Raw genomic sequence first — 21160 nt, forward strand, 5'->3', positions numbered from 1 at the left:
TCCTCCATGAAAAGAAGATCCTTCCTTCAACAAACTCTTGCAAGCTCTATTTTTGTTAGTGCCGCTGGGTTATCTCTATCCTCTTGCTCGACAGATCAAAAAAAGCACATTACCATTCTTCACACCAATGATGTGCACAGTCATATAGATCCCTTTCCTGCTACTCACTCCAGAAATCCAAACCAAGGTGGTGTTGCGAGAAGAGCTCATCTTATAGAACAGGTTCGTATCGAAAATCCAAACACCTTGCTTTTTGATGCTGGGGATATTTTTCAGGGTACACCCTATTTTAATTTTTACGGGGGTGAAATAGAGTTTAAGTTGATGAGTATGCTGAAATACGATGCCACTACATTAGGAAATCACGATTTTGACAATGGTATTGACGGCTTGTACGGCCAATTACCCAATGCCAATTTTAAAATCCTTAATGCCAATTACGATTTTACAAATACAATAATGGATGGGCATGTAAAGCCGTATTCCATTTATGAAAAGGCAGGAATTAAGATCGGAGTGTTTGGATTAGGTATTGAACTGGAAGGTCTTGTTAACAAGCCTCTATATAAAGAAACTAGATATTTAGATCCTATTGAGCGCGCACAAGATATTTCCAGTGAATTGAAAAATCAAAATTGTGATCTCATTGTATGCCTTTCACATTTAGGTTATCAATACGAGGATAATAAAGTATCCGATATTGTACTAGCAAAGAACACTGAAAACATCGATCTTATCATCGGCGGACACACCCATACCTTTTTGGATAAACCGGTTATTGAAACCAACAGACAAGGACACAAGGTACTGATCAACCAAGTAGGCTGTTATGGACTTTACTTAGGTAGAATCGATTTCTACTTTGAGAATAGCTCAAATGAATCTGAGGGTGTAAGTATCAGTGTCTAACAGGAATTAAATAGCCTTATACCATCTCTAAAAACATGTCCTCGGTGATTATTTTAACGCCGAGGGCATCAGCTTTGTCCCTTTTACTTGGCCCCATTTTATCACCGGCAACCACATAGGATGTTTTTGAAGATATCGAGGAAGACACCTTCCCTCCATTTTTCTCGATTAATTCTTTGAGTTCAGTTCTTGATACTTTTTCAAACACACCTGAGACGACAAAAGTAAGCCCTTTTAAGGCTTCACTACTATCCTCCAATTGCGCTGCGGAAATTTCAAGTTGCAATCCGTAGCTCTTAAGGCGATTTATGATCTCGATATTCTGACTATTTTCAAAAAACTCCACAACACTTTCTGCTATCCGTATTCCGATTTCATCAACTTGTATTAAAGTATCTACTGATGCTTCCGCAAGGGTGTCAATGGATTTAAATTCTCTCGCTAACTTTTTCGCAACAGTCTGACCGACAAACCGTATTCCCAAGGCAAAAAGTACACGTTCAAACGGAATTTCCTTGGATCTTTCAATGCCTTGAATTAAATTATCAGCCGATTTTTCGGCCATTCGTTCTAAGGGAATTACTTGTCCTTTGGTCAAGGTATATAAATCAGCGTAATTTGAGACCAAGCCTTCAGCTACTAAAAGTGCGACAGTTTCAGCTCCTAATCCTTCAATATCCATAGCATTTCTGGAGATAAAATGCTGAATACGTCCAGCGATTTGCGGTTGACACCCTGAACTATTTGGACAGTAGTGTTGCGCCTCTCCTTGCTGGCGGATCAGTTGGGTATCACACTCAGGGCAGCGATCAATATAAACTACTGGCTGCGCTCCTATTGGACGTCTGTTGAGATCTACACCAACAATTTTTGGAATAATTTCACCCCCTTTTTCAACATATACGTAATCCCCGATACGAACATCGAGTTTCTCGATCTGATCGGCATTGTGTAAGGAGGCTCTTTTTACGGTCGTTCCGGCGAGTAATACGGGTTCTAAATTGGCTACCGGGGTAATCGCACCGGTACGTCCCACTTGGTAGCTTATACTAGCTAATATTGTCGAAACCTGTTCGGCTTTAAACTTATAAGCCATCGCCCACCTCGGCGCTTTGGCCGTATACCCTAATTCTTCTTGTTGATCAAAGTTATTGACCTTTATGACAACACCGTCAATCTCATAAGGTAATTCATGACGATGTACCTCCCAATAATTTACAAAATCCATAACCTCATTGGTGTTCTTACATAGACGCGCCTGCGGGGGGACTTTAAAACCCCACGCCTTAGCCTTTTGAAGACTCTCATACTGGCTCTGTACGCTAAGATTTGTTCCTACAATGTTATATAACAAACACTCTAATGGGCGCTTAGCAACCTCACTACTATCTTGTAATTTAAGGCTGCCACTAGCAGTATTTCTAGGATTCATATAAGGTACCTCACCAGCCTCTAAACGCTCTTGGTTCATTTTTTCAAACCCTTCAAAAGGGAGTACTATTTCACCTCGAATATCAAATCGTTCAGGGTAGTCTCCTTTTAATTTCAAGGGAACAGATCGAATGGTTCTGATATTATTAGTAACCTCATCCCCTTGAACTCCATCACCCCTAGTAACCGCACGCACCAAGATTCCATTTTCATAAGTCAAACTTATCGAAGCTCCGTCGTATTTTAATTCACAGGTAAAGGCTATGGCCTCATCTCCCATAATACGTTTAATTCGTCCTTCCCAATCCTCTAGATCTTCTTTTGAATAAGAATTATCCAAAGAATACATTCTAAAGTTGTGTTTTACAGTATTGAAGTTTTTGGTCACCATACCCCCCACTCGCACTGTGGGTGAATTCGGGTCGTAATATTCAGGATGTTCCGCTTCTAATTTCTGTAGGGCTTTAAGCTTCATATCAAACTCATAATCCGTAATTTCAGGGGCATCCAGCACATAATATTTGTAATTATGTTGGCTGAGTTGCTCACGAAGCGAAGTAATTTCCTTTTGAATATCCATATATAAAAACAGTTAATTAGAGGTTTTAAACAAAGGTAAGAGTTGCCCGTTTATTTTTTAAAATTTAATTCAATTTCCTGAATCAAATCTTTTGAAAATAGTGATGAGATACGTTAATCTTAAAGAACAGCTCTGAGCATTCGATCATTCTTAAAGACATCTCTATAGACTTCAACTTCCTTAAATCCAGCTTCAAGCACCAAAGCTCTGGTCTGTGGTCCCAGGTACTGATTGATTTCAAAATAAAGCCTTCCTTTTTCTTTCAAATGTCCAGCTGCAAGCTTGGTGATTTGCTCATAAAACATCAAAGGATTTTGATCTGAGACATATAAAGCACTATCAGGTTCATAGTTTAAGACGTTGTTTTTCATTGCTTTTTTTTCGCTCTCTCGTACATATGGAGGATTAGAAACAATGACATCAAATTGATCCACTTTGGTGAACAGATTGGAAAGTAAAGAGGCTTTTAAAATATCAATCTCACCAAATTTAACGACTACTTGGTTATTAATGGCATTTTCATTGGCCACTGCCAGTGCCTGTTGTGAGATATCTATCGCATATAGTTCCGCTTGCTTGAGATACTTGGCTAAACTAATAGGAATACAGCCTGTGCCAGTTCCAATATCCAGTATTCGTAGTGGAGTTGGGTGTGATTTGTAGTCTTCTATAATCATAGCAACGAGTTCTTCCGTTTCCGGACGAGGAATCAAGGTATGTTCATTAACCATAAACTCCATACCATAAAAATAACCTTTACCTAAAATCTGTTGAATCGGTTTTTCTAGCTGAAGTTCAGAAAGTGCTTTTTCAAATAACGGTAATTTTTCAGGATCTACCCCCTGGGTTACGCCAGAAATTACTTCAAAGGGTTTTAGCCCTAAATATTGCTCACATATCCAATTAAAAAAATTTCGGATCTCTTCTTTAGAGTACAAATCTCCCAAAACCTCCACATACCGCTCCCTGAGCTCTGCTAAATTCATGATTTTATATTTTTAATTCAATGCTTTGATCAACCAAACCTCACAGGAACAATGACCTGTATTACCCATGGGACGATCCAGTGGAGTAAACCCTACTTTTTTATATAAATTTTGGGCTGCTGTCATGGTTTCCATGGTTTCAATATAACAATAGGCATATTCCATGGATTTCGCGTGTGTTAAACATTCTTGAATGAGTTTAAGACCGAATCCCTTCCCTCTGATTTGCGGCAAGAAATACATCTTTTGTAATTCACAAATATTTTTTTCACCTCCCTGAAGATGCGAAATACCGGCACCTCCAACTATAACTCCATCATCCTCAATTACAAGATATACATCCCTATCGCTACTGTATGCTGTGTAAAGATCCTCAAGCGCTTTATCTTGGTAGGCTGTTCCTGTGGTGGGTATTTCCACCTCCAAAATCACCTGTCTAACAATGTCTGCCATTGCAGCCGCATCCTTTGGTTGAATTTCTCTTATTATCATTAGGTCTCAACTGTTAATTAATAGTATTTTTGCCATATACTATTGGGGCATGAAGATACATGAAATCTATATAAAAAGAGCTATTCAACTTGCTAAAAATGGACTGGGAAACACCTACCCTAACCCCATGGTTGGTTGTGTTATTGTGGCCAATAATAAAATTATCGGAGAAGGTTTCACCAGCCCCGCTGGTCAGAACCATGCCGAGGTCAATGCCATTGAAAGCGTAAAAGACAAATCACTACTTAAAGTAGCAACACTTTATGTCACCCTTGAACCATGCTCTCACTATGGAAAAACCCCTCCATGTGCAGATCTCATCGTCAACAGTAAAATTCCAACAGTGGTTATTGGAACCATGGACACCAATGTAGAAGTCTCTGGAAGAGGTGTTCAAAAATTATCTGCTGCTGGTATTGATGTCATATTGGGTACTTTGGAAGAGCAGTGTGTTGCCCTGAACAAAAGATTTTTTAGCGTTCAGGAGAAAAAAAGGCCTTTTATCATTTTAAAATGGGCACAGACATCTGATTTATATATTAGTCCTGACAAAACTCAAGGAGAGCCCGCTCCTTTTTGGATCACCAATGTGTACTCTCGTCAACTTGTCCATAAATGGCGAACTGAAGAACAAGCCATTTTAGTAGGCACCCAAACGGTGATCAGTGATAACCCAAAGCTAAGTGCCCGAGATTGGAAAGGGAATCACCCTATTCGAATTGTATTGGATGCGAATCTCCGCACACCAAGACAGCTACACCTCTGGGATGACTCTATCCCTACGATTTTTATCACCTCGGCGAATCAAGTATCGCCCAAAGAACTATACACCCAAACAAGCTTTGAACCAATTGACTTTAGTAAACATATCGCTGAGCAAATTATAACAATTCTATACAAACATAAAATCCAAAGTGTCCTTATTGAAGGAGGAACTAAAACCTTGCAAACATTTATTAACAGTGGGCTATGGGATGAAGCTAGAGTTTTCACCAGCATTGAAAATCTTGGTAAAGGAACAAAAGCACCCGTACTACAAAATTACAAATCTAGCTTACAATTCAAGCTCAATCAGGATACTGTGAACTACTACGAGCCCTTGGCGAGGGAAGACACTTTATGAGTTGATACTTCTCAACGCATTGAAATCTAGAACCAAACCTCTAATGCCTAATAATTACAGCGTCATAAACCCTTTGGATCATCACTAAAATAAATGTATCTTATCAAATTTATATGTTCATTTTTTTTTCGCAGGCATCAGAATAGAAGTGTCTAACTTTTACCTTAAGTTTGTAAAAAATCAATTTTGGACGATCAATATAGAACCATAGAAAAGCCAACAGAGGAAGTACTTTTTAAAGATAAAGGCAGCAAATTCTATGGTTACGCGTTTCCAATACAATCGGAAGATGATGCAAAAATATATGTCGAAGAATTAAAAAAACTCCATAACAGTGCGCGTCACCACTGTTATGCATGGCAACTAGGTTATCACAAGGACAAGATTCAATACCGCGTAAATGATGATGGCGAGCCCTCCAATACTGCCGGGGCCCCAATACATGGTCAAATATTGTCTTTTGGCTTGACTGATGTTTTTATTGTGGTAGTTCGTTACTTTGGAGGTGTAAAATTAGGTGTTGGAGGACTTATAAATGCCTACCGCACTACAGCACAAATGGCTCTAGAACAGGCTAGCATCATAGAGAAGACCATTGATGTGCATTTTAGACTATTATTTGAGTACAAACACATGAACGAGGTCATGCGAGTTATTAAAGAAAAAAATCTAAACATACTGGATCAAAAAATGCATCTCTCCTGTGAAATCATCATCGGCATTCGGCAATCAAAAGCCGAGGATCTTAAGGCTGCCTTCGCCCCCCTTTATGAGGTAAAACTAAAAGATGTTGACAACTAAGATTACTATAATTTTTCCAATATGTATTTAGGGCATCGAATCGGTTTAAAAGTTGCACCGTCGATAAAAGCGAGAACTGTATTTGCCTCTGCAATGATTTCTTGATCCTGATTCCATATTCGATAATCAAACTCGATTTTCACTCCTGGAGTTTTGAGTAGATGAAGCTCTACTGTTAATAAGTCATCATAACGTGCTGACTTTTTATAATTTATCTGCAAAGAGACCACAGGCAGCATAACCCCACTATCTTCAAGCTCTTTATAAGAAATACCGAGTGCACGAAGCCATTCCACCCTTGCAATTTCTAAATATTGCGCATAATTGCCGTGATACACAACTCCCATTTTGTCGGTTTCGCTATATCTAACTCTAATGTTAATTTTATTTGTTTTCTCCATTAAAAAATGTATTTTACAACTGTTAAGAAAGTGCGATAAAATAGTTAACAATCATTATAAAAAAAAAGCACAAAATCAATAGACTTTCATTTTTTTTTTCAATAATTTGTTCACATATTTGTCTAATCTTTTAGGATAGTTAATTTCAGTGTTTCTAAAAACTATCAATCCTAATAAACTATTAAAAATATAACTGAATAATGAACGTAACTGCAGAATCTGTATGGGAAAATTGTCTACATTTCATAAAGGACAACATACAACCCCAAGCTTTTAAAACTTGGTTTGAGCCCATAAAATCTGTAAAGTTAACTGATAAGGCGCTAAGTATTCAGGTTCCGAGCAAATTTTTTTATGAATGGCTAGAGGAGCACTATGTAAAATTGTTAAAGGTTGCTCTGACTCGTGAATTAGGGGAAAATGCCAAATTGGTTTATGTGATTCGAATGGAAAACACCTACGGGAATAAACAACCATTCACTGAGAGCATCCCTAGCTCCAACAGGGCTAATATGCAACCTCAGGAATTAGATGTTCCAGTAAAGCACAAAAATCCAGAGCTAAAAAACCCCTTTGTGATTCCTGGAATACGGAACATCAAGATTGAGTCTCAATTAAATCCAAATTACAGTTTTGATAACTTTTTAGAAGGAGATTCCAATCGTCTTGCACGATCGGCAGGTATGGCCGTGGCAAATAAACCCGGAGGAACTTCCTTTAATCCATTACTCATCTTTGGGGGTGTAGGACTTGGAAAAACGCACCTTGCCCACGCCATTGGTGTTGAGATTAAAGATAAATATCCAGAAAAAACAGTCTTGTATATTTCTGCAGAGAAATTTACACAACAATATATAGAGTCGGTAAAGAAGAATACTAGGAATGACTTCATTCACTTCTACCAACTCATCGACGTACTGATCATAGATGACGTTCAGTTTTTCTCCGGAAAATCTGGAACACAAGATGTCTTCTTCCACGTTTTTAATCACTTACACCAAAATGGAAAGCAAGTGATTCTAACCTCTGACAAGGCTCCTGTGGATATGCAAGACATCGAACAGCGTTTACTTTCACGTTTTAAGTGGGGACTATCAGCTGAGTTACAAAACCCAGATTATGAGACAAGAGTTTCCATTCTAAAGAATCGCCTTTACCGAGACGGTGTAGAAATGCCTGAAGAAATTGTAGATTGCATAGCGAGAAACATCAAATCAAACGTACGTGAACTTGAGGGTGCTATAATTTCTCTAATTGCACAATCCTCATTCAATAAGAAGGAGGTAACACTCGAATTGGCCAACCAGGTTGTTGATAAGTTTGTAAAGAATACCAAACGTGAAGTTTCAATTGATTATATTCAAAAAGTGATCTCAGATTACTTCCAGATGGATGTAGAAACCCTACAATCGAAGACAAGAAAACGCCATATTGTACAAGCAAGGCAATTAGCGATGTTCTTTGCAAAGAAGTACACCAAGGCTTCTCTTGCCAGTATTGGGTCACAGATTGGCAAACGCGATCACGCCACAGTATTACACGCCTGTAAAACGGTTGATAACTTAGCAGAAACTGATAAACAATTCAGGAAATATATCGACGATTTAAATCGAAAATTCGCCCAACAATGACACGTGTTTTAATGGTTTGTTTGGGAAATATATGTCGTTCCCCATTAGCCGAAGGCATTTTAAAATCAAAGGTAAACTCCAATAAAGTCACCGTAGAGTCTGCGGGTACCGCAGGCTACCACATAGGTAAGAGTCCAGATCCAAGATCCATTGCAACTGCTGCCAAATACAATATCGATATTACTGATCAACGTGCCAGACAATTTACAGTGGATGACTTTGATAAATTCGACCACATCTTTGCCATGGACAAGGAGAACTACAAGAATATCACAGCCTTGGCTAGGAACACATCTGACAGAGAAAAAGTATCACTAATGCTAGATATTTTAAACACCCCTAGAAACAAGGAGGTACCAGATCCGTATTACGGAGGTGACCAAGGTTTCGAACATGTTTATCAACTTTTAGACAAGGCCACCGACTTAGTAGTCGAAAAAGTGATACCACAATTAGATTAATCGTTAAGTCTACATAAATCGTATTGCCATGTCAACATCCAACTTATTTGGAAGATTATATCTCATCCCTACTACATTAGGTAACAATGACCCAATGGAAGTATTACCGATCTCGGTAAAACACTTGATAGACAGCACGGATTACTTTATCGTTGAAAATGAAAAAACGGTACGAAAGTTTATTAAAAAAATAAGTCCTGAGAAGTCTCAACAGAATCTCAAATTAGAAACGCTAAACAAACATACTGCCCCCGAGGCATTATTAAGCTATTTAAAGCCTTGTTTTGAAGGTTTTGACCTCGGAGTCATTTCTGAGGCGGGATGTCCAGGAGTAGCAGATCCTGGAGCTGAAATGGCGTCCCTAGCACATCAGAAAGGAATCCAGGTGGTTCCTATGGTTGGCCCTTCCTCTATTCTAATGGCACTTATGGCTAGCGGAATGAATGGACAGAGCTTTGCCTTTAACGGTTACCTTCCTATAGATAAGGCAGAAAAAAAGAAAGCGCTCAAACAATTGGAGAAACGCTCATCAGATTTAAATCAGTCGCAAATATTTATGGAAACTCCTTATAGAAATGACAAACTCCTAAAGGATTTGATTTCCATATTACAACCACAGACCCGGCTCACTGTAGCCGCTGACATCACCTTAGCAGATGAATTTATAAAAACCAAAACTATACAACAGTGGAAATCCTCGACAGTGGACTTGCACAAACGTCCTACAATTTTCGTCCTTCATTCAAACTAAATACAATCTCGCCAAATAATGAACAAAAAAAAAGCCTCGAAATTAATATCTCAAGGCTCCAGTTCTAATCGCTATATGCTATTTTATATCTTGGCTGCTTTTTCAGCTTTAATATGTGTAACATCATATCCAGCGAATTTCTTCATATAATACCGTATAGAGGCACCATTAGCATCCTCAAACCCACTGGCACCATGAGTACGCAAATAACGTTTCACATTTCCAGGGCCTGCAAGGTGAGCTGCTGCCAATATTCCTGATTCAGTAACTTTAACACCGTTGAATACCCGTCCAACGTACCATTTTATTCCTCTTCGCAATACCCATTTATTTCGTTCAAGATTAGTTATAAATGCACGCTCTTGAAGCTCAGGATCATTTAAAAAATCCGAATTGGAATGGATACCGATGGTGCGTAATGTAGAAGTTCCGAACTGATATTTCCCCATATAACCAAATTGATTAACGGTAAAATAATCACCTCTGGATTCTTTAAAGGCTAAAGCCTCTTTAAATCCGTTAAAAGATTTTCCTAAAAATGGAGGTTGTTCGAATTCTTTAATGGTTTGGTCTTCTTCCATTGACACAGTGTAGGCCAATAAACCAGTTACCTTATTCGCATCATGCAGCGTAACTTCTCGCTTTTGAATTGCAGAAAAGCCGAAACTTAGTATAAGTGTCAAAACTAAAACAGCTACTAAAACATTGAATTTTAATACTTGTTTTTTATTCATTATAACTAATTTCTTTAAGACTTACATCAACGTTTAGGATTGCTTAAAATTGAGCGGGCAAATATACGAAATTTTTAATAAACAGAAAATCAATACGTTAAAACTATCATAATTTAAAACTATCGCCTAATATCAGTGGAATTGAGCCACTTCACATAGCTTTGCTTGTTACGATTATGCTGGGATAAGGTTTTCGCGAATTTGTGATATCCGAACTTCTCAACATCCGCAACAAAATAAAGATAATCATTTTTTTCGTAATTTAATACAGCATCCACAGCTGAAATATCAGGCATAGCAATTGGTCCTGGTGGAACTCCAGAATATTTATAGGTATTATACGGAGAGTCCAATTCTAAATCTTTATATAAAACTCTTTTTATGATGGTATCAAAGTCCCCTGATTCCTTTTTAATCGCAAAAATAACTGTTGGATCTGCTTGAAGCAGCATGTTTTTATTCAGGCGATTCATGTATACTCCTGCCACCCGTGGACGTTCATCCACCTTAGCCGTCTCCTTATGCACAATTGAAGCTAGTGATACCACCTCTAAAGGCGTTAATCCTATTTCTTTAGCTTTAGCAACCCGCTGGTCATTCCAAAAACGCTTGTACTCCTTATACATACGATCTCTAAATTCTTGCGCAGAAGTATTCCAAAAGAACTCATAGCTATTGGGCACGTACATAGCCAGTGCTGTACCAAATTCAAAACCTTTAGCTTTTAAAAACTTAGCATCTTTAAATTCCGCTAATAATGATAAGCTATCAGCCTCGATCTGAGCTGAAATTCTTCCGGCAAGTCGCTCTAGTGTCTCTTGGTTGTTAAAAGATAATTGTATTGGAATATTTCTACTTCTAAGACTATTGATAATATCATTGTTATTCATCCCTTTCTCGATAGCATACTTCCCAGGCCTTACATTAGTGACATAGGATTTGCGTTTGGCTACAGCCAGAAAGGTGTTTTTATTTTCAAGTAATGGTTCCAATTGATCCAGAACAGCATTAAAGTTATCATTCGACCGTATATAGATAAAAGCTTTATCATTCTCAAAAGCCGTATTGGGAACAAAAACTGCATTATAAACAAAATAAGCAAAGGCCATGCCTGCAATGGCTCCTATTATAACAACGGCTAAAAGTATTTTTCTTATGTACATTAGTGATTGATCTTTTGATAAAGAATTTCATTTTGATATTTCCCAGAAGTATAGTGCCAATCTTTTTTAATTCCTATACGTTCAAAGCCCAAATTAGAGAACAGATAAATACTCGGCTCATTCTCCTGTGAAATATTAGCGTAGAGTTGGTGTAAATTCAAATGATTGAAGGCATAATCTATAAGAAGCGAGAGCGCTTCTTTTCCGATTCCTCTATTTCTATTGGCCTCTTCAAGTACAATGATACCTACTCCTGCTCTGTGGTGTTGAGGATTGAAGTCATATAAATCAATAAGTCCTAACAGATGGTCGTTGTAATCTGAAATAGCCAGTCGAAGTTGTTTAACCTCGAAGATGTCTTTATGACTATTGGCCAAATATTGTTTTAATATATACTTAGAGTATGGTGCTAGTGTCTCACTGACCTCCCATACATTTTCATCATTTTCCAAAGTGAATAGAAATTCGAGATCCTCTGGTTCCAGAGCTCTTAAATAAATATTTTTTCCTGATAAACTAATCATTACACCTTAATTATACCTTTAAAAACTTGAATAGCCGGTCCTACTAAATATATAGTAGTATAACCCGTTGCACTTTTTACAAAAGAAACATTTAAATCACCTCCCGGTGTTTTTAATTGTACCTGCTCTGAAGTTGTCATTCCTTTTTCATGCATCGCCAAGGCCACTGCAGTGACTCCTGTACCGCAAGATAAAGTTTCATCTTCCACACCTCTTTCATAGGTTCGAACATGAAATGTATTATCACCTAAGGGTTGTACAAAATTGATATTACTCCCTGCGCTTCCGTATTTTCCGTAGCGAAGTTTGGCACCTTCGACCTTGATATCGAGATCTTCCAATCCTTTAACCAGCTGAACATGATGCGGAGAACCTGTATTTAAAAAGCTATGTGTACTAAAACTATCAATTTTTTCCACGTCTTTCATGGCTAGACTCACCATACCATCATTAATTTTTGCTTGGTGTAAACCATCAACAGCATTAAAAGTACAGTTGTCTTGGACAATTCCTAAGAAATTAGCAAATGCCACTAAACAACGTCCTCCATTTCCACACATGGAACTTGGATTCCCATCGGAATTATAGTATACCATTTCAAAATCGAGATCTTGAGCGTCCTCCAAAAGGATAAGGCCGTCTGCACCTATTCCAAATTTACGATCACATAAAAAACGAACAAGATCCACGTTGTCCTTTGGAAAATCACCTTTGCGATTATCAATCATGATAAAGTCATTTCCTGTTCCCTGGTATTTATAAAAATTAACCTCCATATCCTCAATATAGTTCGTTCGTTTTGGTGAAGCAAATATTCAATTTCTCTTTAAACCATTAAAACAATTGTTAAAATTTAACATACTTCTAACGGAAAAACAAATATACGCTTTTAAGCCAGTTATAAGTATTGTTAAAGTGCGTTAAAGTTGTAAAGCCTAATTTTTTATAAAGTAATTTTAAATGTTAAATTTAATCATGAATCAATCGTAATGAAAAATTTTTTTACCCTTTTATTCGTATCTGTTTTAGGTGGAGCACTTACTTTAGGTATCTATAAAGTTGCTTTTGAGAGTGAAACTCCCCTACTGGAAAGTTCCAATAACAAAGCTAAATTTATTACTGCCAACTACACCCCTTCTGCCTCGAATAATATTGACGATGTCAGTTTTATCGAAGCGGCTAATAAAACGGTTCACGCCGTGGTTCACGTTAAGAATTTGACCCTAAGTAAGGGGCCAAGCACTCTTTTTGATTTCTTTTATGGCAACAGCGGACAACCACGTGCCCAAGTAGGTACAGGATCGGGAGTAATTATATCCCCTGACGGTTATATTGTTACTAACAATCACGTCATCGCAAATGCATCCAAACTTCAAGTAACCTTGAACAATAACAAATCCTATGCTGCTGAGCTCATAGGAGCAGATCCTGAGACGGATATAGCACTACTTAAAATTGAAGCAGATAATGACTTACCTTATCTGGCCTTTGGGGACTCAGACCAAATTCAACTTGGTGAGTGGGTATTGGCCGTGGGAAATCCATTCAATTTGACTTCCACTGTTACAGCAGGAATTATCAGTGCAAAAGCACGGGATCTAAATAGTCGAGATAATAACATTCAATCTTTTATTCAAACTGATGCTGCAGTAAACCCTGGTAATAGTGGTGGCGCATTAGTGAATACCCGTGGTGATTTAATTGGAATCAATACCGCAATCACTTCACAAACAGGATCCTATATTGGTTATTCCTTCGCCGTCCCTAGTAATATCGCAAAAAAAGTGGTGGATGACATTATGGAATTTGGGGATGTTCAAATGGGAAGTTTAGGTGTCCGTGTACAAGATTTAAGTACAGGACAGGGTCTTGTTGATGGAATAACAGAATCTGAAGGCGTACTCGTTGGTGAGGTCTTTAAAAAATCCGGTGCAGCTAGGGCCGGTATTAAGGCAGGAGATATCATCAAAGAAATCGACCATATAAAAATTAGTAAATTCTCAGATTTGATTGGTTATATACGCAGTAAAAGACCTAATGAAAAAGTGAATCTTCTCCTGCTAAGGGATGGCAAACCATTAAACAAGACAGTTGAATTACTAGACAACAGCTCTTATGTGTATACTATTGAAGAAATTGGAATTTCTGTCCAAGAACAAACAGAATCTATCAAGGATCTTTTTAAAGGACAAAATGGTGTGCTGATTTTTGACACCAACGCTTATAATAGTCAACTAGGATTGAAAGGAAAACTACTTATTGGCATAAATGATGAAAAGGTTAAAAATATTGAGGATGTCAAAAGTGCAGTAGCAAAGGCACAACGATCCGGTGTAATGACCCTAGTGTTTATCAATCAGAACGGCGAACGAGAGCGACTAATCTACCGCAATTAAAACATTTGATTTACATCTCTTAAAGAGCTTCATCGAAGAAGCTCTTTTTTTTAGCTATAATATTTTACGAAAACGTTTGAAATATATACTTTTGCCAACGTTAAGATATTTCAAACAAGCTAAAAAACAACAATGGTAACCACAACAAATTCGTATGAAAAAGAATTAGCTTTTCAGGCAGACCGCCGGAAAGCCAGCATCGAACTCATTAAAATCGTAAGCGATTTATGGTATGAAAATGCAATTGAATTAGTCTTATTCAGAAATCAGCTCATCGACCAAAGCGTTAGCAAGGTCATGACCTTATACAAATATGCTGGAGACTTTGTAAACAAACCCATGTCCATTTTTGAATCTGTAGATATTGCTCAAGCCATTAAGAATATGAATCTACCTCCTGCAAAAATTGATATAGGTAAGCTGACTTATGAATATCATATGAATGAAAATCATCTTTTTGATACCACTTCTTTTGTCATTGACAAACTTCGACATGCTAAAAACTCCAATGCCATTGAACCTAAAGACGTTGTATTATATGGATTTGGTCGCATCGGAAGGGTCCTGGCTAGGGAGCTTATGCAAAACACAGGCATGGGTTCACAATTGCGCTTAAGAGCCGTAGTTATTCGAGGTGAAATCGATAAAGAAGCACTACTTAAACGGGCATCCTTACTAGAACATGATTCTGTTCACGGCATGTTTCATGGTACCGTTGCCATCGATGAACAAAAGAAAGCACTCATAATCAATGGTACTAGCGTGTTTTTTATTAGCGCTACTTCTCCAGAAGCAATGGATTACACCGCCTATGGTATTGAAAAAGCGCTGCTTATCGATAATACCGGGGCATATAGGGATAAGAAATCTCTGAATAAACATCTCAAAGCAAAAGGCATAGAAAAAGTATTATTGACCGCACCGGGAAAGGATATACCCAATATCATTTATGGGGTCAATCAAAAACAATACCCCTTGGATAAACACTCTATTTTCTCTGCCGCCTCCTGTACCACCAATGCTATTGCACCAATATTAAAGGTTGTTGAAGAGAGTCTAGGCATTAAAAAAGGTCACCTACAAAGTATACACGCCTATACCAATGATCAAAACTTGGTAGACAATATGCATCATAAATACAGACGTGGAAGAGCTGCCGCAATCAATATGGTTATTACGGAAACTGGAGCTGGAAGTGCAATATCTAAGGCAATCCCAGCATTAAAAGGCAGGCTAACCTCTAATGCCATTAGGGTGCCGGTTCCTAATGGTTCATTAGCCATCATACATCTTGAATTGCAAAAGAAAACCACACTAAACACTATAAACACCATTCTCAAGAAATACGCCCTGGAGGGCGATTTGGTAGAACAAATCAAATATTCGTTAAACAACGAACTGGTATCAAGCGATATCATTGGGGCTTCTGCGCCTGCTATTTACGATAGTAGCGCTACCATAGTGTCAAGCGACGGAAAAAATATAACGCTTTACATATGGTACGATAATGAATATGGCTACAGTCATCAAGTGATGCGATTAGCCAAGCATATCGCAAAGGTAAGGCGATATACCTACTATTAATAGACAACACACCTTGGCGCATGCTAAGGTGTTGTTTATTTACATAAGTGATCAGCAACTTAAAGTAAGCATTTGCCAAACTCCGACCCAAGCGGAGGTGCGAATTACAATAAATCATTTTGAACTGAGCATTACAAGTACTATTTAAAAGCTTTCTATCTGTTTACAAGGTAATAATAGCACTATTTTAAAGGAATTTTTACATAGAAGTAATTAGGCTAATTCTAATAAAATTCACTGATTATCAATAAGATTCCTAAATCGAGGCTAAAACATTGATAAACTTTTTTATTTTTACGAACAATAACTTAATATTGTGCTCGTTTGCACATAAACATTCACGGAATAGTAACCCCAAATAAACATTATTAACGCATTGACGATGATGACGAAATTCTTTAAAGTAGCAATTCTTATTTTTTTAACCACATTTAATCTTCAGGCACAAGAGGAAGAAGCTGATGAGAAACTATCACTAACTACTGGTAGCATTGAAAATCAATTTGAGTATATTTTTCAAAAATCAAATAATTATCAGGACTACAAAGTGGTCAAAAAGAATTGGTTATACATTCTGAGAAATAACACCCTAGATTCGGTAAAACGTGTCGAAAACGAATTGCTGGTTTCTAAAAACTTATCTGCTGAACAGGAAAAGAAGATAAATGAATTAAATGCACAATTAGCTGAAAGCAACAATAATCTCGCTAATGTAACTGAAGAAAAAGATAGCATTTCATTTTTCGGTGCCTTGATCAACAAGCCTGCCTATAAAGGTATTATGTGGGGAATCGTCGTTGTATTAGTGCTCATTTTAGGCTTATTCGTTTATAGGTTCAAAAATGCCAATATCATAACACAAGAGGCTAAAAAATCTTTATCTGAGCTAGAAGCAGAATATGAAGAACATCGTAGAAAAGCTTTAGAAAGAGAACAGAAAGCGCGGCGTCAACTACAAGACGAAATCAACAAACAAAAGCTTACAAAATCTAAGTAAATAAGATTTAAGATATACCCAATTAAACTCCTTAATAGTTATTAAGGAGTTTTTTTATTTGATAGGTTTTCTTTCTATCAAGCTTAGATGTACTTTTGCAGTACTTTAAAGTACAAGGAGATGAGAATTGATATCATAACAGTATTACCAGAACTTCTAAGAAGTCCTTTTGAGGCCTCCATTTTAAAACGAGCTATCGACAAGGATCTGGTTACTGTGCATTTTCACAATTTGCGAGATTATAGCACCAACAATTATAAAACGGTTGATGATTATCAATTTGGAGGTGGTGCCGGTATGGTTATGATGATCGAACCCATTGATAAGTGCATCAGTGAATTAAAAACGCAACACGACTATGATGAAGTCATCTACATGACCCCAGACGGTGTGACCCTAAACCAAGGAGTGGCTAATACACTTTCTCTTTCCAAAAACCTTATTATTCTATGTGGACATTATAAAGGAGTGGATCAACGCGTCAGAGATCTCTTCGTTACCAAAGAAATATCCATTGGAGATTACGTATTATCAGGTGGTGAACTGGGTGCAGCCGTACTTTGTGATACCATAATAAGATTAATTCCAGGAGTTTTGGGCGACGAAACCTCTGCCCTAACGGATTCCTTTCAGGATGATCTATTAGCCCCACCTGTATATACCAGACCCGCCGAATATAAAGGACATAAAGTACCGGAAATTTTACTGAGTGGGAACTTTCCGAAAATTGAACAATGGCGCGAAGATCAAGCGTATCAGAGAACCAAAGAACGCAGACCCGATTTACTTGATAAAAATAATTTGTAAAAAATTGTATATTAACGAATAATGATTATTTTTGCAACCGATTTCAACTAAACCTCTGACGAGAATCGTGAATGTTTACTTGAATTAATCTATATAAACGTTAAGAAATGGAACCTTTAGTAAAATTTGTACAAGACGAATTTGTTGAAAGAAAGGAATTTCCTGATTTTGCAGCAGGGGATACAATTACTGTATACTACGAAATTAAAGAGGGTGAAAAAAAACGTACCCAGTTCTTTAGAGGTGTAGTTATCCAAAGAAGAGGTACTGGAGCTTCAGAAACCTTCACTATTAGAAAAATGTCCGGTACAGTAGGAGTGGAAAGAATTTTCCCTGTAAATCTACCAGCATTACAAAAGATTGAAATCAATAAAAGAGGAAAAGTTCGTAGAGCACGTATTTTCTACTTCAGAGGTCTTACTGGTAAAAAAGCAAGAATCAAAGAGATTAGAAAATAATCCAAATAAAATACAATTTAGAAACCACGTGCTACACGTGGTTTTTTTATGAACAACTGTTGATAACTCTTGTTTATAAGATGTTGATTAATAAATAGTTAAAAATTTGCATTTCTTAGCTTATTGGTTGTATATTTACAACAGTGTTTAAGAAAGCAGAAAACCAATGCTTCTAAAACGAGTTGTTCTTAAATAGGTTGCCAGCATGATTTCTAATTAGGTTTGGTGAAAGTTTGAATCTTTTTTTAAGGTCAAAAATTAGAAAAAGATCAGTGCCGAAAGCATAGTGGCTGTAGAGTTAAGATGCAAGTAGGAGTTTAGAATCAACGAATCGAAACATCAAGGTTAGATCTTGATTACATTATTGAGAGAACAAGATGTTTCAATTAGAGGTAGTAGTAGTAGTATTGTTGTTGAAGTCGAAAGAAAGAAGCAAAATTTACGAATCTATTTCTAGGAAAGCCATATCAAAGCATATATTGTATTGATATGGCTTTTTCTCTTTAGATCAAGTTATTACATCTTCAAAAATTGCTTGATAATTTACCATTTTCTTAGCTTTCATCTCTTTTTTTAAGGCTTTTCTCATTGTAGATAAAATATTACTTTTTACAGACAAATGCTTTGTTTTCTATGGTCAGAAAAGTGGATTAAATCGTATATTTGTGAAGTTTAATCAAAATTTAGTACTTCAAATAAATGTCACAATCACCTAAAATTCTTTATACAAAAACAGATGAAGCACCAGCTTTAGCTACTTATTCATGGTTAGCTGTTGTAAAGGCTTTTACTGCAACTTCAAATATAGAAATTCAAACAAAGGATATTTCTCTAGCATCCAGAATTTTAGCAGTATTCCCAGATAAATTAAAAGCGGACCAACAAGTTCCTAACGATTTATTGGAATTGGGTAAAATTGCTAAAACTCCTGAAGCTAACATTATTAAATTACCTAACATCAGTGCTTCTATTCCTCAATTGGAAACTGCAATTGAAGAACTACAAGCCAAGGGATTTGACATTCCTAGTTATCCTCACGAGCCTGGCAGTGAAGAAGAGAAGGAAATTAAATCGAGGTATGACGGTATTAAAGGAAGTGCTGTGAACCCTATTCTTCGTGAAGGGAATTCAGATAGAAGAGCTCCTAAGGCCGTTAAAAATTACGCCAAAAAACATCCACATAGCATGGGTGCTTGGAGTGCGGAATCAAAATCTCATGTGGCTACAATGACTAAAGGAGATTTTCGTTCTAACGAAAAGTCACTCACCATGCCAGCTGCTGATACGCTCAAAATTCAGTTGGTAGAAGATAACGGCAACATCACAGTTCTAAAACAAAAGTTAGAAGTTCTTCAAGGAGAAATTATAGATGCCACTGTAATGAGCAAAAAAGCATTAGTTGCTTTTTTGGAACAACAAGTGAAAGATGCTAAAGATAAAGGGGTACTATTCTCTGTACACTTGAAAGCTACCATGATGAAGGTCTCTGACCCTATTATTTTTGGACATGCCGTAAAAGTATTTTTTAAAGAGTTGTTTGAAAAACACAGTGGTTTACTCGATAAAGTTGATGTAAACGCAAACAACGGTTTAGCAGAGCTTTTAGAAAAAGTTCAACTACTTGAAGATAGTGATAGAGCTACTGTTCAAGAGACTATTGATCAAATATTAGAACAACAGCCAGATCTGGCCATGGTAAATTCTGACAAAGGTATTACCAACCTTCATGTCCCTAGTGATGTCATCATTGATGCTTCTATGCCAGCGATGATTCGTAATTCAGGACAGATGTGGAATACTCAAGGAAAATCACAGGATACCAAAGCGGTAATACCTGATAGCAGCTACGCAGCCATATATCAAGAAACTATTGATTTCTGTAAAAAACATGGGGCATTTGATCCTACAACGATGGGAACTGTTCCTAATGTTGGACTTATGGCACAAAAAGCTGAAGAATATGGTTCACATGATAAAACCTTTGAGATTCCAGTAGATGGTGTTGTAGAGGTCTTAAATAATAAGGGTGAGGTTATATTAGAACATAAGGTTGAAGCCGGCGATATCTGGAGAATGTGTCAGGTGAAAGATTTACCAATTCAAGATTGGGTAAAACTTGCGGTAAACAGAGCACGTGAATCGAACACGCCTGCAGTATTCTGGTTGGATGAAAATAGAGCTCATGATGTGGAGTTGATCAAAAAAGTAAATACTTATCTAAAAGATCACGACACTCAAGGACTAGATATTCAACTCCTGTCTCCTGCAAAAGCTACAATTTATACCCTAGCTAGAATTAAAGAAGGAAAAGACACTATTTCAGTAACAGGTAACGTACTACGAGATTTCCTAACAGATCTTTTCCCGATACTAGAGGTTGGAACTAGTGCCAAAATGCTTTCTATAGTTCCTCTTATGAATGGTGGTGGATTATTTGAAACCGGTGCTGGTGGTTCTGCTCCTAAGCACGTTCAACAGTTCTTGGAAGAAGGTCATCTGCGTTGGGATTCACTTGGTGAATTTCTTGCATTAACTGTTTCCCTTGAACATTTTGGTAATGTAAATAACAATCCAAAAGCTCTGGTTTTAGCAGATACCTTGGATCAAGCAACTGAGAAGTTCCTTGAAGAAGATAGATCCCCTTCTAGAAAAGTTGGTGAGCTTGACACAAGAGGAAGCCATTTCTTTTTAGGAATGTATTGGGCACAAGCGCTAGCTTCACAATCACAGGATGCCGAGTTAAAAGCAACCTTTGAACCTGTTGCTAAAGCCTTAACGGAGAAACAAACCGTTATTGTTGATGAAATAAACCGAACACAAGGAGCAGCAATAGATCTTGGCGGGTATTATCAACTTGATGTTGACAAGACTACCAAGGCTATGCGTCCTAGCAGTACCTTTAACGACATTTTAGATACTCTTTAATCGTCA

20 protein-coding genes are annotated in these 21160 nt (G+C 37.3%); 12 read left to right on the forward strand and 8 right to left on the reverse strand.

Annotated elements, in window-relative coordinates; translation table 11 throughout:
* Nucleotides 1-6: 6 nt before the first annotated feature.
* A complete protein-coding gene (locus ACN0TV_RS11000; protein ID WP_417362960.1) occupies nt 7-909 on the forward strand; it encodes a bifunctional metallophosphatase/5'-nucleotidase in 903 nt (300 codons plus the stop codon).
* A 16-nt stretch (nt 910-925) separates the two neighbouring features.
* Here ACN0TV_RS11000 and ligA read toward each other — a convergent pair whose 3' ends face one another.
* From ligA to ACN0TV_RS11015, 3 genes are all read right to left on the reverse strand, one after another.
* Nucleotides 926-2920 carry an NAD-dependent DNA ligase LigA gene (gene ligA, locus ACN0TV_RS11005; RefSeq protein WP_417362961.1) on the reverse strand — a complete coding sequence of 665 codons (1995 nt, stop codon included), beginning with the start codon at nt 2918-2920 and terminating at the stop codon, nt 926-928.
* A 119-nt stretch (nt 2921-3039) separates the two neighbouring features.
* Nucleotides 3040-3906 (reverse strand): peptide chain release factor N(5)-glutamine methyltransferase, encoded by an 867-nt coding sequence (prmC, locus tag ACN0TV_RS11010; protein ID WP_417362962.1) that lies wholly within the window; start codon nt 3904-3906, stop codon nt 3040-3042.
* Between the two features lie 12 nt (nt 3907-3918).
* On the reverse strand, nt 3919-4398 hold the full coding sequence (locus ACN0TV_RS11015; protein ID WP_417362963.1) for a GNAT family N-acetyltransferase: 480 nt from the start codon (nt 4396-4398) through the stop codon (nt 3919-3921).
* A gap of 49 nt (nt 4399-4447) precedes the next feature.
* Here ACN0TV_RS11015 and ribD point away from each other — a divergent pair, with 49 nt between their 5' ends.
* Together ribD and ACN0TV_RS11025 are read left to right on the forward strand one after the other, a co-directional pair.
* Entirely contained in the window at nt 4448-5521 is a 1074-nt protein-coding gene (gene ribD, locus ACN0TV_RS11020) for a bifunctional diaminohydroxyphosphoribosylaminopyrimidine deaminase/5-amino-6-(5-phosphoribosylamino)uracil reductase RibD (protein ID WP_417362964.1), read from the forward strand.
* Nucleotides 5522-5707: 186 nt separating this feature from the next.
* The gene (locus tag ACN0TV_RS11025; protein WP_417362965.1) at nt 5708-6322 is read left to right on the forward strand and encodes an IMPACT family protein; all 615 of its coding nucleotides are present in this window, start codon (nt 5708-5710) and stop codon (nt 6320-6322) included.
* 5 nt (nt 6323-6327) lie between these two features.
* Here the strand turns inward: ACN0TV_RS11025 and ACN0TV_RS11030 are convergent, their stop codons facing one another.
* Nucleotides 6328-6723 carry an acyl-CoA thioesterase gene (locus ACN0TV_RS11030; RefSeq protein ID WP_417362966.1) on the reverse strand — a complete coding sequence of 132 codons (396 nt, stop codon included), beginning with the start codon at nt 6721-6723 and terminating at the stop codon, nt 6328-6330.
* Between the two features lie 200 nt (nt 6724-6923).
* Here ACN0TV_RS11030 and dnaA point away from each other — a divergent pair, with 200 nt between their 5' ends.
* The 3 genes from dnaA to ACN0TV_RS11045 are packed head-to-tail and all read left to right on the forward strand — an operon-like array spanning nt 6924 to nt 9566.
* Nucleotides 6924-8354 carry a chromosomal replication initiator protein DnaA gene (gene dnaA, locus ACN0TV_RS11035; protein WP_417362967.1) on the forward strand — a complete coding sequence of 477 codons (1431 nt, stop codon included), beginning with the start codon at nt 6924-6926 and terminating at the stop codon, nt 8352-8354.
* Nucleotides 8351-8815, forward strand: coding sequence for a low molecular weight protein-tyrosine-phosphatase (locus ACN0TV_RS11040; RefSeq protein ID WP_417362968.1), 465 nt, complete (start codon nt 8351-8353; stop codon nt 8813-8815). Before dnaA ends, ACN0TV_RS11040 begins: the two co-directional genes overlap by 4 nt.
* Nucleotides 8816-8843: 28 nt before the next feature.
* A complete protein-coding gene (locus ACN0TV_RS11045; RefSeq protein WP_417362969.1) occupies nt 8844-9566 on the forward strand; it encodes an SAM-dependent methyltransferase in 723 nt (240 codons plus the stop codon).
* Between the two features lie 83 nt (nt 9567-9649).
* On the opposite strand, the gene ACN0TV_RS11050 is transcribed toward ACN0TV_RS11045, so the two are convergent.
* The 4 genes from ACN0TV_RS11050 to dapF form a co-directional block, all read right to left on the reverse strand.
* Complete coding sequence (locus ACN0TV_RS11050; protein WP_417362970.1) at nt 9650-10300, reverse strand: peptidoglycan-binding protein LysM; 651 nt, start codon at nt 10298-10300, stop codon at nt 9650-9652.
* A 119-nt stretch (nt 10301-10419) separates the two neighbouring features.
* Nucleotides 10420-11463, reverse strand: coding sequence for an endolytic transglycosylase MltG (gene mltG, locus ACN0TV_RS11055; RefSeq protein WP_417362971.1), 1044 nt, complete (start codon nt 11461-11463; stop codon nt 10420-10422).
* Entirely contained in the window at nt 11463-11987 is a 525-nt protein-coding gene (locus ACN0TV_RS11060; RefSeq protein WP_417362972.1) for a GNAT family N-acetyltransferase, read from the reverse strand. Before ACN0TV_RS11060 ends, mltG begins: the two co-directional genes overlap by 1 nt.
* On the reverse strand, nt 11987-12763 hold the full coding sequence (gene dapF, locus ACN0TV_RS11065) for a diaminopimelate epimerase (RefSeq protein ID WP_417362973.1): 777 nt from the start codon (nt 12761-12763) through the stop codon (nt 11987-11989). The genes ACN0TV_RS11060 and dapF overlap by 1 nt, the downstream gene beginning before the upstream one ends.
* A gap of 213 nt (nt 12764-12976) precedes the next feature.
* Between dapF and ACN0TV_RS11070 the strand changes: the two genes are divergently transcribed.
* The 6 genes from ACN0TV_RS11070 (at nt 12977) to ACN0TV_RS11095 (ending at nt 21154) form a co-directional block, all read left to right on the forward strand.
* Complete coding sequence (locus tag ACN0TV_RS11070; protein ID WP_417362974.1) at nt 12977-14383, forward strand: trypsin-like peptidase domain-containing protein; 1407 nt, start codon at nt 12977-12979, stop codon at nt 14381-14383.
* 132 nt (nt 14384-14515) lie between these two features.
* Nucleotides 14516-15967, forward strand: a complete 1452-nt coding sequence (locus tag ACN0TV_RS11075; protein WP_417362975.1) for a glyceraldehyde-3-phosphate dehydrogenase — start codon at nt 14516-14518, stop codon at nt 15965-15967.
* A 382-nt stretch (nt 15968-16349) separates the two neighbouring features.
* Nucleotides 16350-16964 carry a tRNA (guanine-N1)-methyltransferase gene (locus tag ACN0TV_RS11080; protein ID WP_417362976.1) on the forward strand — a complete coding sequence of 205 codons (615 nt, stop codon included), beginning with the start codon at nt 16350-16352 and terminating at the stop codon, nt 16962-16964.
* A 120-nt stretch (nt 16965-17084) separates the two neighbouring features.
* Entirely contained in the window at nt 17085-17771 is a 687-nt protein-coding gene (gene trmD, locus ACN0TV_RS11085; RefSeq protein ID WP_417362977.1) for a tRNA (guanosine(37)-N1)-methyltransferase TrmD, read from the forward strand.
* Between the two features lie 107 nt (nt 17772-17878).
* Nucleotides 17879-18229 carry a 50S ribosomal protein L19 gene (gene rplS / locus ACN0TV_RS11090; protein ID WP_417362978.1) on the forward strand — a complete coding sequence of 117 codons (351 nt, stop codon included), beginning with the start codon at nt 17879-17881 and terminating at the stop codon, nt 18227-18229.
* A 699-nt stretch (nt 18230-18928) separates the two neighbouring features.
* Nucleotides 18929-21154: an NADP-dependent isocitrate dehydrogenase gene (locus tag ACN0TV_RS11095; RefSeq protein ID WP_417362979.1), complete on the forward strand. Its 2226-nt coding sequence runs from the start codon at nt 18929-18931 to the stop codon at nt 21152-21154.
* Nucleotides 21155-21160: the final 6 nt, after the last annotated feature.

Origin of the sequence: Galbibacter sp., assembly GCF_048266365.1 — a bacterium.
Classification (GTDB): Bacteria; Bacteroidota; Bacteroidia; order Flavobacteriales; family Flavobacteriaceae; genus Galbibacter.

Coding starts and splice junctions, on each gene's coding strand:
- ACN0TV_RS11000 (WP_417362960.1), top strand. CDS start 7: ATGAAAAGAAGATCCTTCCTTCAACAAACTCTTGCAAGCTCTATTTTT.
- ligA (WP_417362961.1), bottom strand. CDS start 2,920: ATGGATATTCAAAAGGAAATTACTTCGCTTCGTGAGCAACTCAGCCAA.
- prmC (WP_417362962.1), bottom strand. CDS start 3,906: ATGAATTTAGCAGAGCTCAGGGAGCGGTATGTGGAGGTTTTGGGAGAT.
- ACN0TV_RS11015 (WP_417362963.1), bottom strand. CDS start 4,398: ATGATAATAAGAGAAATTCAACCAAAGGATGCGGCTGCAATGGCAGAC.
- ribD (WP_417362964.1), top strand. CDS start 4,448: ATGAAGATACATGAAATCTATATAAAAAGAGCTATTCAACTTGCTAAA.
- ACN0TV_RS11030 (WP_417362966.1), bottom strand. CDS start 6,723: ATGGAGAAAACAAATAAAATTAACATTAGAGTTAGATATAGCGAAACC.
- dnaA (WP_417362967.1), top strand. CDS start 6,924: ATGAACGTAACTGCAGAATCTGTATGGGAAAATTGTCTACATTTCATA.
- ACN0TV_RS11040 (WP_417362968.1), top strand. CDS start 8,351: ATGACACGTGTTTTAATGGTTTGTTTGGGAAATATATGTCGTTCCCCA.
- ACN0TV_RS11045 (WP_417362969.1), top strand. CDS start 8,844: ATGTCAACATCCAACTTATTTGGAAGATTATATCTCATCCCTACTACA.
- ACN0TV_RS11050 (WP_417362970.1), bottom strand. CDS start 10,300: ATGAATAAAAAACAAGTATTAAAATTCAATGTTTTAGTAGCTGTTTTA.
- mltG (WP_417362971.1), bottom strand. CDS start 11,463: ATGTACATAAGAAAAATACTTTTAGCCGTTGTTATAATAGGAGCCATT.
- ACN0TV_RS11060 (WP_417362972.1), bottom strand. CDS start 11,987: ATGATTAGTTTATCAGGAAAAAATATTTATTTAAGAGCTCTGGAACCA.
- dapF (WP_417362973.1), bottom strand. CDS start 12,763: ATGGAGGTTAATTTTTATAAATACCAGGGAACAGGAAATGACTTTATC.
- ACN0TV_RS11070 (WP_417362974.1), top strand. CDS start 12,977: ATGAAAAATTTTTTTACCCTTTTATTCGTATCTGTTTTAGGTGGAGCA.
- ACN0TV_RS11075 (WP_417362975.1), top strand. CDS start 14,516: ATGGTAACCACAACAAATTCGTATGAAAAAGAATTAGCTTTTCAGGCA.
- ACN0TV_RS11080 (WP_417362976.1), top strand. CDS start 16,350: ATGATGACGAAATTCTTTAAAGTAGCAATTCTTATTTTTTTAACCACA.
- trmD (WP_417362977.1), top strand. CDS start 17,085: ATGAGAATTGATATCATAACAGTATTACCAGAACTTCTAAGAAGTCCT.
- rplS (WP_417362978.1), top strand. CDS start 17,879: ATGGAACCTTTAGTAAAATTTGTACAAGACGAATTTGTTGAAAGAAAG.
- ACN0TV_RS11095 (WP_417362979.1), top strand. CDS start 18,929: ATGTCACAATCACCTAAAATTCTTTATACAAAAACAGATGAAGCACCA.